The following is a 15,801-nucleotide window of genomic DNA, read 5'->3' on the forward strand; positions in this document are numbered from 1 at the left end:
GATTTTATTCCATCAATGGTTTACGCATCACATTATTCCACCGTAGCGAAGCTAACCTCTTCGAGTAATCTACAGAGCAAGCTTTGCGAGAAGTTCAACAGTATTTATTCAGCCAGTAGGTTGAACAATAGTGTTGAACGACGAGCATAAAACTAAGATTGTAGCTCAATGATATATATAATCACATTATTCCACCGTAGCTCAGTGGTAGAGCAATCGGCTGTTAACCGATTGGTCGTAGGTTCGAATCCTACCGGTGGAGCCATGGAGAGCTGTCCGAGTTGGCCGAAGGAGCACGATTGGAATTCGTGTAGACCGTTACCGCGGTCTCGAGGGTTCGAATCCCTCGCTCTCCGCCATAACATATTGGCCCGTTGGTCAAGTGGTTAAGACACCGCCCTTTCACGGCGGTAACACGGGTTCGAATCCCGTACGGGTCACCACTTACATAGGAGGATTAGCTCAGCTGGGAGAGCACTTGCCTTACAAGCAAGGGGTCGCAGGTTCGAACCCTGCATCCTCCACCATATTATTCACATTTTCAAGTGAATATCGTAAGATATAATGTCTTAAACTATCGTAAGTGCTTAAATTAATGCATTTACACTATCGCGGGGTGGAGCAGTCTGGTAGCTCGTCGGGCTCATAACCCGAAGGTCGCAAGTTCAAATCTTGCCCCCGCAACCAATTAATTTTCACTTGCAACGTCGATTAAGCATCCTTGCCAGTGAAAGATAGTAGTACTGTAAAGTGCAACCAATTAATTTTCACTTGCAACGTCGAATGATCTTCTTAGCTAGTTGAAGATCGTGTGCTGCAAAGTGCAACCAAATTATTTTCACTTGCATCGTCGATCAATCATCGTTGCTAGTGAAAGATAGTAGTACTGTAAAGTGCAACCAGATTATGGTCCGGTAGTTCAGTTGGTTAGAATGCCTGCCTGTCACGCAGGAGGTCGCGGGTTCGAGTCCCGTCCGGACCGCCATTATTACTTTTACATAGTTTTATAATCTTTTTAATACTTAGGCTTGGTAGCTCAGTCGGTAGAGCAACGGACTGAAAATCCGTGTGTCGGCGGTTCGATTCCGTCCCAAGCCACCATTTCTGATTAGCCGGTCTAGCTCAATTGGTAGAGCAACTGACTTGTAATCAGTAGGTTGGGGGTTCAAGTCCTCTGGCCGGCACCATTGTAGGTTTTCCTGCAACGTCGAATAAACTTCTTGCTGGAAAACAACCGTGTGCTGTAAGTGCACCATTGCATAGTTCCCTTACTGCGTTGAATAATCTTCAAAGCTAGGGAACGATAGTAGTACTGCAAAGTGCACCATTGAAAGTTTTCCTGCTACGTCGAATAAGCTTCCTGTTGGAAAACGACCGTGTGCTGTAAGTGCACCATTGAAAGTTTTCTTCATAACAATGGAGGGATAGCGAAGTTGGCCAAACGCGGCGGACTGTAAATCCGCTCCCATCGGGTTCGTAGGTTCGAGTCCTACTCCCTCCACCATATATAGGGGTATAGTTTAATGGTAAAACGAAGGTCTCCAAAACCTTTGATGTGGGTTCGATTCCTACTACCCCTGCCATTATGGCGGCCGTGGCGAAGGGGTTAACGCACCGGATTGTGGCTCCGGCATTCATGGGTTCGATTCCCATCGGTCGCCCCATCATTACTTTGCCTGTTGGCCCATAGCCAAGCGGTAAGGCAGCGGATTTTGATTCCGTCATGCGCTGGTTCGAATCCAGCTGGGCCAGCCATTTTATTGCGAGAGTAGTTCAGTGGTAGAACACCACCTTGCCAAGGTGGGGGTCGCGGGTTCGAATCCCGTCTCTCGCTCCATTTATTTATATATCACGAGGCGGCATAGCCAAGTGGTAAGGCAGAGGTCTGCAAAACCTTTATCACCGGTTCAAATCCGGTTGCCGCCTCCAAACAAATATGCCGGTGTGGCGGAATTGGCAGACGCGCACGACTCAAAATCGTGTTCCTTCGGGAGTGCCGGTTCGACCCCGGCCACCGGTACTACTTAGAAAATGGATTCTTTCATAATGAAAGAGTCTTTTTCTTATTACTTTTCACTTTTGATATTTTGCGGATGTGGCGGAACAGGCAGACGCGCTAGGTTCAGGGTCTAGTGGTGGCAACACCGTGGGGGTTCGAATCCCTTCATCCGCATCATCTTTTTGGAGAAGTACCCAAGTGGCTGTAAGGGGGCGCACTCGAAATGCGCTAGGGCGGGTAACCGTCGCGTGAGTTCGAATCTCACCTTCTCCGCCATTTTCACATGCCGGTGTGGCGGAATTGGCAGACGCGCACGACTCAAAATCGTGTTCCTTCGGGAGTGCCGGTTCGACCCCGGCCACCGGTATTCGAATAGAAAATGAAATAAGACCTTAAACAAGGTTGAGATCTTTTTTCTTTATATACAAAAGGTGCTTGCAAATAGGCAAGCACCTTTTTTTCATAATTTCCACTCATTCGATTTCCATAGTTTCTTCAATAAATCCTCCGACTCCCCCGTGTTGGCATTGATCAGGAAAGTTTTAGTGAAGAAATCAGTGTCTACTTCTATCAGCCATAAAGGCAAGTAAACTACCTCTGCTTCTTCAACCTCATATCTTGGTTTTTTTAATACATAGTTACGATTGATTTGCTTTTCCTGAATATTTATCAAGTATTTTTCTAGTAGTTCTTGCTTGGTTATAGTAACGTTTTTAACTTTTGAAGAAGTTACTTCCTGCTGGGTGACAGGAGGTATATTCGGAAATAACCCCCGGTAACCTGAAATGGCATCTACAAAAACCATGTTCGGTTTTATTTTTGGTGGGAATGGTTTTCTATCAGCTATGACCAGCATCTTCACTGTCCACATTGGCTGATAGATTTTTTCGCTTTTAACGATACCCTTGGCAATCACCTTCTCATCAAGTTTCTTATTCAGTTTCAAGGTAGGCTTCAAGCTTTTATACATATACATGGGAAGTTCATGTTCCTGGATAGAATCTTCTCCTAAAACATTCAGTTTCATTTTTTTCACCTGCTTATGCTTCCATGTGATAGCTGTCTACTTCTTGTTGTATCTTTTCGGATGGTGGGGCTGTCATTAAGCTTACTACAATCGTAAGAATTGCTGAAACAGGGGCAGAGACTAAGTGCTCTGAGACAAGCGCAAACGGTAATAATGCCATGATGATGAAAACTACCGTTCCTCCAATCATTCCAGCTAAAGCTCCTGTTGTATTTGTACGCTTCCACCAAAGTCCTAAGACCAGTGGAAAACCAAAAGCCGAGAGCATTGCGCCACTTACCCATCCTACCATGACAGCGATCAACTGAGGGGGATCGATTGCGAAGATAATCCCGACCACACTTGCTAAAATCATAACGATCAGTCCTAGACGAGTGACTCTTTTTTCAGAAGCATTTTTATTAATATATTCTTTGTAAATATCATGGGCGATTCCTGCTGATACGGCCAGAAGCATCGCGTCCGCTGATGACATGATTGCGGCTAATAAACCCGCCAGCATCACTCCGGCGAGTAAGGAAGGCATATAATGTTCAATGACTGAAATAAAAATCATATCCTGATTCTCCAGTGAATCAGCTATTCCTAGACTGGCCCCTGCAGAAGCAATGACAAAGCCGAATAAAAACACGGTAACATACAGAAAACAAGCTCCTAGTGCTGAACGCCGGGCTGTTTTCGCATCACGTGCAGCAAAGTTCCTCATGACTGCAGAGGGTGAAACTACCCCAAACCATAGAAAAGCTACAAATAGACCGAAGTAAGACATCCAAGGCTGGGTGATTGATCCGAATTGAGGATCAACCGCCAAGGCATCCTGAATAAGCGGACTGATTCCTCCATGGTCCATTAAGATAATGATAGCAAGAATGCACATACCGATAACCATGACAGCACCCTGAATCAAGTCTGTATAAGTAATCGCCCACATTCCACCTAACGCAGCATAAAGGGTGAATCCTAGTCCTAAAATAATTACAGCAGTTATATAATCAATACCAAGTACATAAGAACCGATAAGACCCGATGCCGTCAGCTGGGGTATCATATAAAAAGTCATACTCAGTACGACTAAAATAGCTGAAACGATCTGAACCGACTTTCCATACCTGTGCTTGAAAAATTCAGGCAAAGTCTTTACTCCTGTTCTTCTAATTTGCCCAGCGATTAAAAACATAGCAAACGAAGGGATAGCGACTGCGCCAAAACCGTAGGCTAATAGAAAAGGAACACCTAATGCTACTCCGGAACCTACAGCACCCATCAGTGAGCTGGAACTCGCTACCGCTGCAAAAAATGCAAAAGACCCAACAAAGCTATTAATCTGCCCGCCAGCTGTCCAATAATCGCCTTCAGATGAGTGGGCCCGCTTTGCGAACCAAACTCCTATTATGGTCATCAGGATTAAATAAATAGCTAAAATAATTGCTTCCATTACTTGCATGATTACTCACTCCTTTATTCCATTTCTTTCTTTTCCAGTCTCTCCATCCATACGACATAGGCGACTGTTAACGCTAACCAAATGAAAAAGCATACAAACATGGCCCATCCTGCTAAGGATATTCCCCCTACAAATGTGTCTGTCGGCCACCATATCCAAACGATTAAAGATATAATAGATAAAATGATAACCATGACGATTCCCGGGTCTTTCCACTTTTTCCTTGTCAGTTTTCGCATCGTTCTCCCACCTTTCTATTTGTAATACTTTTCATACAAGGATTTTGCAGTTACTAAATCAAAAATAGAGGCACCGACAGACTTGAAAATAATTGTTTTATTATGGGTATCAGCAGGACTATGGTTTTCTCTGATTATTTTTTCAAGGTCCCACGTATTCTCTAAATCGTTCCGTAACTCTGCAGCTCGGATCATATCCCCTGATTCCCGTAAAGCACTTGAAGCATCTACATATATCTCATCTGCCTCCTGCATTACCTGATCCGAAAGTTCTTGCATCGAAGGTCGAAAGGATCCTACGCCGACAATTTGTTTTCCTTTCCATTCAGATGGCTCCAGTTCAGGTAATACCGGCTTAGATGAGGTGGTGGTCGTTACGATGATATCTGACTTCTTCACCAGCTCCTCTACGGAAGACACAAAAAAGGTGATGTGAGGAAATGCTTTTTCTGCCTGCTTTTTATATGCAAGTGCTTTCTCTTCTGTACGGTTAAAGATATGTACTTCGTTAATATCCCGTGCGACAAGCCCTGATTGCAAATGACTCCATCCTTGTGTCCCTGTACCGATGATTCCTAAGGTTTCCGCATCTTCTTTCGCCAAATACTTCATGCCTAAACCTCCAAGAGCACCTGTACGTAACGAAGTAATGGCGATGGCGTCACACATGAATAATGGTTCCATGGTTTTACGATCATATAAAATCATTAACCCATGAATCGTGTCTTTGTCCAGATTCGTGTTATTCGGAGCAACTCCGACTAACTTCGTTGCATAATAATCACCGTAAAATGCTGGCATTAGCAGAGCAGTATTGTCTCCATCTTCAATATGCATACGGTCAGGCGAAATGTAGTCTCCTTCTTTTTGTTTGTAGAAATTCTCAATCGCTTCCATTGTTTCTTTCATGGAAAAATTCTGTTTGATTTCTTCTGCTGTAATCACTTCCATATATCATTCTCCTTTCTGTATACTAAAAAATATTACCAAATTATTCTGAAAAATAAAACCGTTTACAAGTTCTGTTCGGCAGCAAAAAACAATATAAGGAACAAATCAGGGAGTTGGCTTTTTCCTAATTGAAATCGTATGATTAAGATAAAGAAAGACAACCTAATTCGTATAGGATAGATAGGCGAGTGATGTTATGAAAAAGGAAGAAAAGAACCAGTTGAAATATGCGCAGCAACACCTTGCGAATGAAAGGACTTACCTGGCCTGGATTCGTACGGTTATTGCTATTGTAGGCATCGGGTTTTTGAATACCAGTCTCCATTTCACTATAGGGGTGCAGCGCAACAGTACAATTGATATGATCAGCCTTTCTTTAGGTGTGTTTGCAGTTGTTCTTGGTTTTATTATCATAATTTTAGCGACCGTCGCTTATTTCAAGAAAAAGAAACAAATCATGAATGACGAAACGTTCAATCCTTCTAATACATCTGTGACATTAGTATCTTCATTAATGATTGTTATTTTGATTTTCATACTGTTTTACTTTTTATACTTGGAAAGCTAGTGTGTAAAAATTTCCCTGGCTATATTACAATGAGTGATATAGTGATTGCGTACAGGGGAGGTATAATATGGTTGTTTTTTTAACGGTTATCGGGGTTACCCTTTTAATCGGAATATTAGGGTACATTGCTAACACTAATACAGACGATGAGCCTATCCCGGTCCATCGTTGGGAAACGAACGAATCGCAAATCGATTCCCCCGATACAGCTGCCATTTATTTTGAGCGTGACAACCGGATTGCTGCCTGGTTGAAATTAGTCGGGTATGTATGTTTAGTGACATGCTTCTTTGCAGGCTTGTTTTTCCTGATTAATGAAGAGTTCCTGGTTTTTTTCTGGATGGTGGGGGGCGGAGTAGTATCGTTCATCCTTGCTTTAGGATTAGGAGAAATAGTGCAGCAGCTGCACCATATTAATATTCGTCTACGTAAAAAAGACTTTTTATTAGATAAGGAAGAAACAAAAGTCGATGCCATTGAATAATACATAAGTGTGAGGCACTGTTGGGCAGTGTCTCTTTTTGATTTTAATATAATAATAGTGGAAACGTGATAAAAATCACAGACTTTCAGGTTACAGCCATATATCATTAAGGTATATTCATCGTTCAGGAGGTAGGCATGATGAAGCCTTTACTAGATAGATTGGAACAGAATGAAAAAGATCTATTGCTCGCTAATTCAAAAGAAACACAAGTCAAACGTGGAGAAGTTATATTTGAAGAGGGGTCAGAGGCTTCCTATTTGTACTTCATTCTCAAAGGTACGGTGCGTGTCCATAAGCAGATGAAACAAAATAAAGAAGTAACTATATTTTTACGTAAGAACAATGATTCATTCGGTGAAATAGGAATATTCTCAGGGGAAATTTACTCTTGTTCTGCAGTTGCTTTGACAGATGCTTCTTTGTTGTATATTTCCAAAAACGATATGGAAACCTTGATGGCGCAAAATGGACGTTTAGCTTTAGGTATTACAAAATGGCTGGCAGAATCGCTCGAAGCCAGTAAAGCCAAACTGAGAGACTATTTAGTGTTCGGATCAGAAGGCGCAGTCGCATCCATTTTTATCCGGTTAAGTCATATGTATGGGAAAGAAACTCCAAGAGGGGTGGAAATTACTGAACCAATTGTTGTCCAGGATATTGCGAAGTACGTGGGGATTACCAGGGAAACCGCCAGTAGAGTGATCAGTAAATGGAAAGACCAGGGGCTCATTGATAATGAAGCAAAAAAATTCTTCATTAATGATATTGAATATTTCCGGACCTTATTGATGTGTGATCAATGCGGCGTTCAAAATTGTACATTATAAATAATTAGTAACCAGGGGCTGAAAAGCCTCTTTTTTTATTGGATTGGTTGTGCGTATTTTGTAGAAAAAAAGCAGGATATGGATTGATGTAAGTAGAAACAGTGGGATAACGATACTTAAACTAACGAGGTGGATGTATTGATTTCACTCGGAGCCTATATTGATTCTTTTCCAGTTCCGGCTTTTATTACAACAGATGATGATGTAATTATTCAATTAAACAGCCAATTCACAAAATCAATAAAAACAGTAGAAAGTAACCACATAAACCAGATTTTTGAATATATTGAAATGTATGAAGAAGGAGCATTCATGTCAGCTGTCATAGAAAAGCGGCAATTTTTATTTCTTCGCCAAAAAATCAATGATAATTTCTTATATATCGGAAAGGAGACAGCTTTTCTTCAGGAGCTTAATCAAAAAGTAATCGAACTGAAGAGGCTTAACCGGGAGCTTGATTCGATTATAAACAGCTCCTATGACGGGATATATATTACAGATAACAAAGGTGTCACTTTAAAAACCAATGATGCTATTGAACGTATAACGGGGATACCAAAAGAATACTACATTGGCAAGACCGTGGACAAGCTGATGAAAAGGGGCATTCTTAAGAACTCAGTAACACCTAAAGTATTAAAACAAAGGCGTACCGTGTCTGTCGTCCAAAATAATTATCAAAATAAAGAAACATTGATCACCGGCAGCCCGGTCATGAATGAAAAAGGAGACATTGAAAAAGTAATTACAAATATCCGCGATTTATCTGAGTTGAATAACTTGCTTGATGAACTAAACGCAGTCCAAAAACGAAGTGATGAATATGAAAGAGAATTAAAGAAATTAAAAGGTTATTCAAATCAAGGCATCATCATCGAAAGTCAAACGATGACTGAATTATATGAAATGGCTGATAGGATTGCCGACTTTGATGCTACAGTACTTATATTGGGGGAGACGGGTGTAGGTAAAGACGTACTGGCACGTTATATCTACCGGTCTGGCAAAAGAGCAGAAAAAGGCGAATTCATAAAAGTAAATTGCGGGGCAATTCCTCCTGAGTTATTAGAATCTGAACTATTCGGTTATGAAGGAGGAGCCTTTACCGGGGCGACCAAAAAAGGCAAGCCTGGTATGTTCGAATTAGCTGATAATGGAGTAATCTTTCTCGATGAAATAGGAGAGCTGCCATTAAAGATGCAGGTGAAATTATTACAGGTTATTCAGGATGGAATGGTACAGCGAGTAGGAGCAACAAAATCAAAGAAAGTGGACGTAAGGATTATTGCTGCTACTAATAGGAATCTACGGGAAATGATAAAAGAAGGAACCTTTCGCGAAGATTTATTTTATCGTTTGAATGTCATCCCCTTCACAATCCCGCCCCTACGGGAAAGAAGAGATGATATCTTAGCGTTACTACAGTTTTTTCTAGATAAGATCAACAATAAATATGGTTTGGATAAAGTGTTAACCGATGAATTGAAAGGATTTTTATATGATTGGGAATGGGAGGGCAATGTGAGAGAAATGGCTAATTTGATGGAGCGGTTAGTATTGACCACATCATCTTCCAAAATTTCTATCGAACATTTACCCCCGGAATATCGTAATGATGAACAAGATATGCAGATAAATGACATCATTCCATTAAACCAAGCTGCAGAACTTGCTGAAAAGCAAGTGATATCTCTAGCTGTTCAGCGATATAAATCTACCTACCAAATTGCAGAGGCGCTACAAACAAGTCAACCGACAATTGTACGGAAGATGAAAAAATATAGGATAGAAATGAAATAAAGTACTAATTTGGGGACTGGCGTGTAGCAGTCCTTTTTATTTTGGTATGAATTTTGCATCCAATAGAAAAAGCAAAAGGAGGTAAAACTATGAAAATAGGAGTTGCAGGAGCCGGTGCAGTAGGGGGGGTACTTTGGTGGAATGTTGGATTTAGCAGGCCATGATGTTATCTATCTTGCCAGAGGAGATCATTTAAATAAAATGAAAAGAAATGGATTATACATCGAAACACCACACGAAACATGAAGCAGAATTACACAGCTCAATAGAAAGGTAATAATTCATACCTGAATCAAAAAAAGAAGAAAATACTAAAAAAACCACCTAGCTTGTGCACTATTATAGTGATACAAAAATGAATCGAATAATGCAATTTTGGATCAAAAAATAACGAATCAACACCATGATTTGTATAAAAAACCACCTGCACATAATTTTAAAAACCTTTCACAATAGTTTTTTTATGTTGTTTTTTCTGAATATTATAAAATTTGGCATGGTAATTGCAATGTATATATGTGAAACAAAAAAGGGGGAAATTAAACGATGTCAGAAGCTATGTTGACGGAATTGGATCAGATGAAAACAATGATACGTAATTTTGTAGAAAATGAAGTTGAACCATATGCTCAGCAAATTGAAGAGGAAGATATGATCCCACAACATCTTATCGAAAAAGCAAAAGAGTTAGGATTATTTGGGATAAGTATTCCAGAAGAATATGGAGGCATCGGATTAAACGCAGTAGGAAAAGCGGTAGTACTGGAGCAGTTGGGAAGAACACATAACGGTTATGTTTCGCTGATAAGTGCCCATACAGGGATAGGAAGCACTGGACTTGTAAAATTGGGTTCTGAGCGGTTGAAGGAAAAATATTTGCCTGATATGGCAGCTGGAAATAAAATTGCTGCATTCGCCTTATCCGAACCGGGGGCTGGATCTGATGCCACCAATCTCTCAACAAATGCGGTCAAATCTGGGGATAAGTGGATATTGAATGGGATGAAGCATTTTATTACCAATGGTCCTGTCGCTGATGTGTTTACTGTTATTGCCTCGACAGATAAATCAAAAGGTGCGAAAGGCGGCATAACAGCTTTTTTGGTAGAAAAAGACTTTCCAGGGCTTGTGGTTGGTAAACGAGATAAGAAAATGGGACTTAGAGGTTCATACACCAGTCAAATTATTTTCGAAGATTGTGTGGTACCAGAGGAAAACGTTATTGGAGAAGTCGGTATGGGCTATGTATCTGCACTTAAAATACTTGGCGAGGGAAGAGTGGGGCTGGCCGCAAGAGCAGTTGGCTCATGTGAAAAATTAATTGAAATGTCTGCAAGTTATGCTAAAGAAAGAGTCCAATTTGGAAAACCGATCGCTTCAAATCAAGCAATTCAATGGATGCTTGCAGATATGGCTACAGATACGGAAGCAGCAAAAACTTTGACAGTTAGTGCAGCTAAAAAAATAGATGAAGGAAAAAAAGTCATTAAAGAAGCTTCCATGGCAAAACTTTTTGCATCAGAAGTGTTTAATCGAGTGGCCGATAAAGCGGTTCAAATTCACGGTGGTATGGGTATGTAGCTGATTATCCCGTAGAACGCTTTTATCGTGATGCAAGGATCACGAAAATTTATGAGGGTACAAGTGAGGTTCAAAGAATGTTGATTTCACGTCACATTTTAGACGAGAACTGAAGCTTGATGTGAGTGGGGCCAAAAAATAAAATACCTTTTAAGTTATTACCCGAAATGAAAGCGTTGTCACAAGGAAAGGGAAGGAGTTGAAAAGTTGAAAAAGAATGAAAGTGCAGCAAACGTTAAGAAAATTGACACAAGCATAAAAGAAAAGCCGGCATTGATAGAAGAACTTTGGGTGGCTAAGAAAGGAAGATGGAACCTTTCCAGGTTGATTATATTACTCACTTCTCTTCTTGCAATAGGACTTTCTATTTTCCACATCTACACCGCTGGCTTTGGTACATTGTCTTCCTGGCAGCAAAGGAGTATTCATGTCGTGTGGGCGTTACTACTCATTTTTCTAATATTCCCTTTCAAAAAAGGGAAAAAGTTCGGATTGGTTGATGTGTTTTTAGTTTTAATCACTCTAGTGGAGGTCTGGTTCATTTTATTCCAGGGGGAAGCTATTCAGAGTCGCCAGGGGAATCCGAATATGACAGATTATATTGTAGGAACAATATTCATTGCGTTGGTCCTTGAAGGGACAAGGAGAACAAACGGTATATTAATGGCGGGTATTGGCTTATTCTTCCTTGCCTATATTTTCCTTGGACCCTACTTTCCAGGAGCCCTTGCACATCCGGGTGTACGATACGGGAAAATGGTTGATCAAATGTTCAACGGAACGCTTGGCATTTTCAGCGCACCGATTTATATAAGTTCAACGGTACTGATCCTCTTTGTAATTTTTGGCTCCTTTTTAATGAGGTCCGGTGGGGGACAGTTTTTCACTAATTTCGCTTTTGGGGCGCTAGGTCATCGTGCAGGCGGACCAGCTCTGTCGGCAGTTGGGACTAGTGCCATGGTGGCGACGATTACTGGAAATGGAGCTGCAAATGCAGCGGTAACAGGGTCATTTACCATCCCTTTAATGAAAAAGTTGGGATATAGTAAACGATTTGCAGCAGCGGTAGAAGCGGTAGCATCACAAGGCGGGCAGATTATGCCGCCGATTATGGGGGCATCTGTCTTTATTATGGCAGAGACCACCGGAATCTCTTACATTACCCTTGCTTTATATGCATTGATACCCGCAACCATTTATTTTCTGATTGCTGGATTCATCGTTTACTATCATTCCCGAAAGTTACAGCTTGAGGGAATTCCAAAAGAGCAATTGCCGGATACTAAAATGGTGCTATTGAAACAAGGATATTTATTTTTACCAATTCTATTAATCATCTATCTTATGATCGACGGCTATAGTCCGATGAAGGCAGGATTCTACGGAATTATCTCTACAGTCATTTTAAGTTGGATACGGAAGATGACGAGAATGAACCTGCTTGATATACTTGCCTCGCTTGAAAATGGGGCGAAAAGCGCTCTTACTGTAATAGCTGCTTGTGCAACTGCTGGAATAATCGTCGGAGCAGTATCACTTACCGGACTAGGCCTTACTTTTTCGAGATTTATGATTGATGTCGCGGGAGGTAACCTCTTTATCCTGCTTATCATGCTGGCTGTTGCTTCTATAATCCTCGGCATGGGGATGCCGACTGTGTCCGCATATGTGATTCTTGCAGTCCTTGGGGTACCAGCATTAGTGGAAATGAATGTGAATTTGGTTGCTGCACATATGTTTGTATTCTACTTCGGTGTAATGTCCGGTTTAACGCCTCCTGTGGCAATCACGGCTTATACTACAGCAGGTATTGCAGGATCTAATCCTTCTGCAACTGCCCTTTACGCAATCAGGATCGCACTCGGAGGCTTTTTTATTCCGTTTATCTTTGTTTATAATCCTGAGCTTCTTTTACAAGGGGATGATATAGCTGCGATTGTGCTGACATTAATCAGTGCTATTATCAGCTGTGTGTTGTTTGCTGGAGCAATAGAGGGTTATTGGTTTGGTGAGTTAACTAAGCTTAAGCGTATTTTACTATTTGCTGGTGCAGTCTTGCTTGTCGTTCCCGGAGTGACCGGAGATATAGTTGGAGTTGGATTGCTGTTGTTTGTCTTCCTATTACAACGATCACAGACAGCAAGTAATACAGAAGACACGAGCGTAAAAGGAGGAATTTTATGAGAAAGTTATCTATCAGCGGGGTTCTTTTGACTTTATTGTTGATTTTCACTGCATGTAGCAGTAGCGGTGCATCTGATGACGGAGTAGAAGCTCCGGATAAGTTTTTGAAGATTGGGTCTGGACCGATGGGGTCTGGATGGTATCCCATAACAACTGCTCTGTCTGAAGTTTATATGGATGAATTCGCAGGTCTCAACGTCTCTCAAGTTGAAGGTGGGTCGACATCCAACCTGAAGGCACTGCAAATTGGTGATATTCAATATGGCATCCATTACACTTCTGATTATGCAGATGCCCTAAAAGGAACGGGAAGCTTCGACAAAAAGATGGATCAGGTAGCGGCTCTTGGATCTTTATATCCTGTTTACCAGACGATTGCTACGTTAGCAGAAAATGATGAGATCAATAGTGTAGAAGATATTGTGGACAAACATATCTTTCTTGGACCTAAAGGCGGCGGTGGACCAGTGGCATTTTGGAGAATGATGGAGGAATACGGAATTGATCCTCAGAAAATTGAAGAAGCTGGAGGAGAAGTCTCTTACGGTAATTACAATGATGGGGCTTCTATGCTGAAAGATGGTGTGGTAGATGTTTTTGTCGGAGGCGGGGCGCCACAAGTCACTTCTTTACAGGAAATAGAAGTTACAAAACCTATTAAAGTGATTCCATTGGATGAGGAAAAATTGAAAAGTATAAGCGAAAAGGGCCTTGGGATTTCATATGATAACCTCCCTGCAGGAACTTATGAGGGTCTGGATAAGGAGATACCTACTTATACGCTTGTAGCAATGTTCAGTGTCAGAAAAGATCTCGAAGAAAGTTATGTTTATAATTTGACAAAAATATTCTGGGAGAACCAGGATGCTTTTGAATCCCAAATACCAGAAAGAGCTAAGAATTTCACATTGGATACAGTACTTGACGGTATAAACCCGGATACCCTGCATCCTGGAGCGAAGAAGTTTTACAAAGAAGAAGGTGTACTGGATAAATAAAAGTCTCCCATTTAGATCTGATAGATTCCATTAAAAAATCGAAAGGGATGATTTGCTTGGAAAATCTGATTGAACGTCCCTGGTACAGTGCTTATCCCGATGGAATAGAGCGTCATTTAGATTTTCCTGAGTGTTCTCTATACCAAATGCTTGAAAATAGTGTAAAAGTTTTTGGCGAACAAACAGCACTTATATATCAGGGAGAACAGATATCCTATCAAAACATGATGGATAAAGTGGATCGATTGGCAAATGCATGGGACAAGCTAGGGATCGGCAAAGGTGACAGAATAGGCTTAATGGTTTCTAACTGTCCGTTCTATGTGTATGCTTTTTATGCCGCTCAAAAGCTTGGAGCCATTGTGGTTCAAATGAATCCAATGTATACATCCAGAGAAATAAAATATATCACTAACACCGTAGACACCAGGTATTTAGTTACGGAAAGCAAGTATTTGGAAAAGGTGGCTCAGGCTGCTGAAACAAATCCTTTTAAGCATGTTTTCGTTATTGATGACGAGAAAAGGCAAAATGTCGAAGTGCAATCCATCCCTTCATTAATTCAGTCTCAACTAAGTAAGCAATTGGAACCGGATGTTATCACCCCAAAAGAAGATATAGCCGTGATTCAATTTACTGGTGGCACCACGGGAAAAATGAAAGGGGCAATGCTCACTCATTATAATCTTGTTGCCAATGTAATGCAAAGTTACTTGATGTACGGCGAGGAAATGAAAAAAGGGAAAGAGGTTACGTTGACATGTACGCCCCTTTACCACGTATATGCTATGACCAGTGGTATGAATCTCAGTATCTATTTAGGAGCAAGTAACATTCTTGTGCCAAAATTCCAGGTTGATAGAGTGTTGGAGATAATTCAAACATACAGACCTACTTTCTTCCCCGGGGTTCCAACAATGTACAATGCATTCATTAATCATCCAGACGTAGAATCCTATGGTTTAAACTGTTTGAAGTTCTGTTCGAGTGGATCTGCTCCGCTTCCTATAGATGTCATTCATCGGTTTGAAAAAGTAACTGGAGCGACCATAGGGGAAGGATATGGCATGTCGGAAACTTCCCCATCTACACATCGGAATCCTACTAAAGGAGTAAGGAAGATAGGCAGCATCGGTATTCCTTTTCCAGGAACTGATAGCAAGGTAGTCGATGTGGAGGGAAAAGAGTTGCCGCCAGGTAGTGTCGGAGAACTGATTATACATGGCCCTCAGGTCATGAAGGGATATTGGAAAAGTCCCGAAGAAACAGCTAAGTCTCTTAAAAATGGATGGGTTCATACTGGTGATTTAGCCACGATGGATGAGGATGGTTATTTTTATATAGTGGGGCGAAAAAAAGAGCTAATTATCTCTGGCGGGTTCAATGTATATCCTCAGGAAATTGAGGGTGTTCTATATGAACATCCGGAGGTAAAGGAAGCTGCTGCCATCGGTATTCCTGATGATTATAGCGGGGAACGTGTCAAAGCGTATGTTGTGCTCAATGAAGGAGCAAAAACAACAAGTGGAGAATTGAAGAATTTTTGCCAGGAAAGACTGACCCGCTACAAAGTACCAAAGGAGATTGAAATACGTGATTCGCTTCCTCGAAATTCCGTAGGTAAACTGCTGAAGCGTCACCTTGTTAAAGAAGAGACAAATGAGAAACAGAACAGAAACACGGAAGCGAGGTGAAC

At 41.2% G+C, this 15,801-nt stretch carries 12 protein-coding genes, 18 tRNA genes and 1 pseudogene; 27 read left to right on the top strand and 4 right to left on the bottom strand.

Annotated elements, in window-relative coordinates:
• Positions 1–190: 190 nt before the first annotated feature.
• From P855_RS0100685 to P855_RS0100770, 18 genes are all read left to right on the top strand, one after another.
• Positions 191–265 (top strand) — tRNA-Asn (locus P855_RS0100685).
• 1 nt (position 266) lies between these two features.
• Positions 267–359, top strand: a tRNA-Ser gene (locus P855_RS0100690).
• A 9-nt stretch (positions 360–368) separates the two neighbouring features.
• Positions 369–443: transfer RNA gene (locus P855_RS0100695), tRNA-Glu, on the top strand.
• A gap of 8 nt (positions 444–451) precedes the next feature.
• A tRNA-Val gene (locus P855_RS0100700) sits at positions 452–527 on the top strand.
• A gap of 83 nt (positions 528–610) precedes the next feature.
• Positions 611–687, top strand: a tRNA-Met gene (locus P855_RS0100705).
• Between the two features lie 221 nt (positions 688–908).
• A tRNA-Asp gene (locus P855_RS0100710) sits at positions 909–985 on the top strand.
• Positions 986–1,025: 40 nt separating this feature from the next.
• A tRNA-Phe gene (locus tag P855_RS0100715) sits at positions 1,026–1,101 on the top strand.
• Between the two features lie 10 nt (positions 1,102–1,111).
• Positions 1,112–1,187, top strand: a tRNA-Thr gene (locus P855_RS0100720).
• Between the two features lie 231 nt (positions 1,188–1,418).
• Positions 1,419–1,504: transfer RNA gene (locus P855_RS0100725), tRNA-Tyr, on the top strand.
• 5 nt (positions 1,505–1,509) lie between these two features.
• A tRNA-Trp gene (locus P855_RS0100730) sits at positions 1,510–1,583 on the top strand.
• Between the two features lie 5 nt (positions 1,584–1,588).
• Positions 1,589–1,664, top strand: a tRNA-His gene (locus P855_RS0100735).
• A 16-nt stretch (positions 1,665–1,680) separates the two neighbouring features.
• Positions 1,681–1,755, top strand: a tRNA-Gln gene (locus P855_RS0100740).
• A gap of 7 nt (positions 1,756–1,762) precedes the next feature.
• A tRNA-Gly gene (locus tag P855_RS0100745) sits at positions 1,763–1,837 on the top strand.
• Between the two features lie 18 nt (positions 1,838–1,855).
• Positions 1,856–1,929: transfer RNA gene (locus P855_RS0100750), tRNA-Cys, on the top strand.
• A gap of 9 nt (positions 1,930–1,938) precedes the next feature.
• Positions 1,939–2,020 (top strand) — tRNA-Leu (locus P855_RS0100755).
• Between the two features lie 69 nt (positions 2,021–2,089).
• Positions 2,090–2,173, top strand: a tRNA-Leu gene (locus tag P855_RS0100760).
• A 10-nt stretch (positions 2,174–2,183) separates the two neighbouring features.
• A tRNA-Ser gene (locus tag P855_RS0100765) sits at positions 2,184–2,275 on the top strand.
• Positions 2,276–2,284: 9 nt separating this feature from the next.
• Positions 2,285–2,366: transfer RNA gene (locus P855_RS0100770), tRNA-Leu, on the top strand.
• Positions 2,367–2,459: 93 nt separating this feature from the next.
• Here the strand turns inward: P855_RS0100770 and P855_RS0100775 are convergent.
• Genes P855_RS0100775 through P855_RS0100790 form a run of 4 tightly spaced genes read right to left on the bottom strand, consistent with a single transcriptional unit; the run spans position 2,460 to position 5,660 of the window.
• Positions 2,460–3,026 (bottom strand): hypothetical protein, encoded by a 567-nt coding sequence (locus P855_RS0100775; RefSeq protein ID WP_037985540.1) that lies wholly within the window; start codon positions 3,024–3,026, stop codon positions 2,460–2,462.
• 13 nt (positions 3,027–3,039) lie between these two features.
• Positions 3,040–4,470, bottom strand: coding sequence for a sodium:solute symporter family protein (locus tag P855_RS0100780; protein WP_028781808.1), 1,431 nt, complete (start codon positions 4,468–4,470; stop codon positions 3,040–3,042).
• A gap of 14 nt (positions 4,471–4,484) precedes the next feature.
• Positions 4,485–4,709 (bottom strand): hypothetical protein, encoded by a 225-nt coding sequence (locus P855_RS0100785; RefSeq protein WP_028781809.1) that lies wholly within the window; start codon positions 4,707–4,709, stop codon positions 4,485–4,487.
• A gap of 15 nt (positions 4,710–4,724) precedes the next feature.
• Positions 4,725–5,660 (bottom strand): ornithine cyclodeaminase family protein, encoded by a 936-nt coding sequence (locus P855_RS0100790; protein WP_028781810.1) that lies wholly within the window; start codon positions 5,658–5,660, stop codon positions 4,725–4,727.
• 196 nt (positions 5,661–5,856) lie between these two features.
• Between P855_RS0100790 and P855_RS0100795 the strand changes: the two genes are divergently transcribed.
• The 9 genes and pseudogenes from P855_RS0100795 to P855_RS0100835 all read left to right on the top strand — a co-directional run bounded on the left by P855_RS0100795 (position 5,857) and on the right by P855_RS0100835 (position 15,799).
• Positions 5,857–6,228, top strand: a complete 372-nt coding sequence (locus P855_RS0100795; protein WP_028781811.1) for a YidH family protein — start codon at positions 5,857–5,859, stop codon at positions 6,226–6,228.
• 67 nt (positions 6,229–6,295) lie between these two features.
• Positions 6,296–6,712 (top strand): hypothetical protein, encoded by a 417-nt coding sequence (locus tag P855_RS0100800; protein ID WP_028781812.1) that lies wholly within the window; start codon positions 6,296–6,298, stop codon positions 6,710–6,712.
• A gap of 140 nt (positions 6,713–6,852) precedes the next feature.
• Positions 6,853–7,542, top strand: coding sequence for a Crp/Fnr family transcriptional regulator (locus tag P855_RS0100805; protein WP_028781813.1), 690 nt, complete (start codon positions 6,853–6,855; stop codon positions 7,540–7,542).
• 138 nt (positions 7,543–7,680) lie between these two features.
• Positions 7,681–9,342: a sigma-54 interaction domain-containing protein gene (locus tag P855_RS0100810; RefSeq protein ID WP_235062595.1), complete on the top strand. Its 1,662-nt coding sequence runs from the start codon at positions 7,681–7,683 to the stop codon at positions 9,340–9,342.
• Positions 9,343–9,483: 141 nt separating this feature from the next.
• Entirely contained in the window at positions 9,484–9,588 is a 105-nt protein-coding gene (locus tag P855_RS21970) for a hypothetical protein (protein ID WP_152526161.1), read from the top strand.
• A 300-nt stretch (positions 9,589–9,888) separates the two neighbouring features.
• Positions 9,889–11,036: pseudogene (locus P855_RS20180) on the top strand (acyl-CoA dehydrogenase family protein).
• Positions 11,037–11,130: 94 nt separating this feature from the next.
• Complete coding sequence (locus P855_RS20185; RefSeq protein WP_051353025.1) at positions 11,131–13,107, top strand: TRAP transporter permease; 1,977 nt, start codon at positions 11,131–11,133, stop codon at positions 13,105–13,107.
• Positions 13,104–14,105 carry a TAXI family TRAP transporter solute-binding subunit gene (locus P855_RS0100830; protein WP_028781815.1) on the top strand — a complete coding sequence of 334 codons (1,002 nt, stop codon included), beginning with the start codon at positions 13,104–13,106 and terminating at the stop codon, positions 14,103–14,105. Before P855_RS20185 ends, P855_RS0100830 begins: the two co-directional genes overlap by 4 nt.
• Positions 14,106–14,161: 56 nt before the next feature.
• Positions 14,162–15,799 carry a long-chain-fatty-acid--CoA ligase gene (locus P855_RS0100835; RefSeq protein ID WP_028781816.1) on the top strand — a complete coding sequence of 546 codons (1,638 nt, stop codon included), beginning with the start codon at positions 14,162–14,164 and terminating at the stop codon, positions 15,797–15,799.
• Positions 15,800–15,801: the final 2 nt, after the last annotated feature.

Origin of the sequence: Thalassobacillus devorans MSP14 (assembly GCF_000496835.1) — a bacterium.
In the GTDB taxonomy this organism is placed as follows: domain Bacteria; phylum Bacillota; class Bacilli; order Bacillales; family Halobacillaceae; genus Thalassobacillus; species Thalassobacillus devorans_B.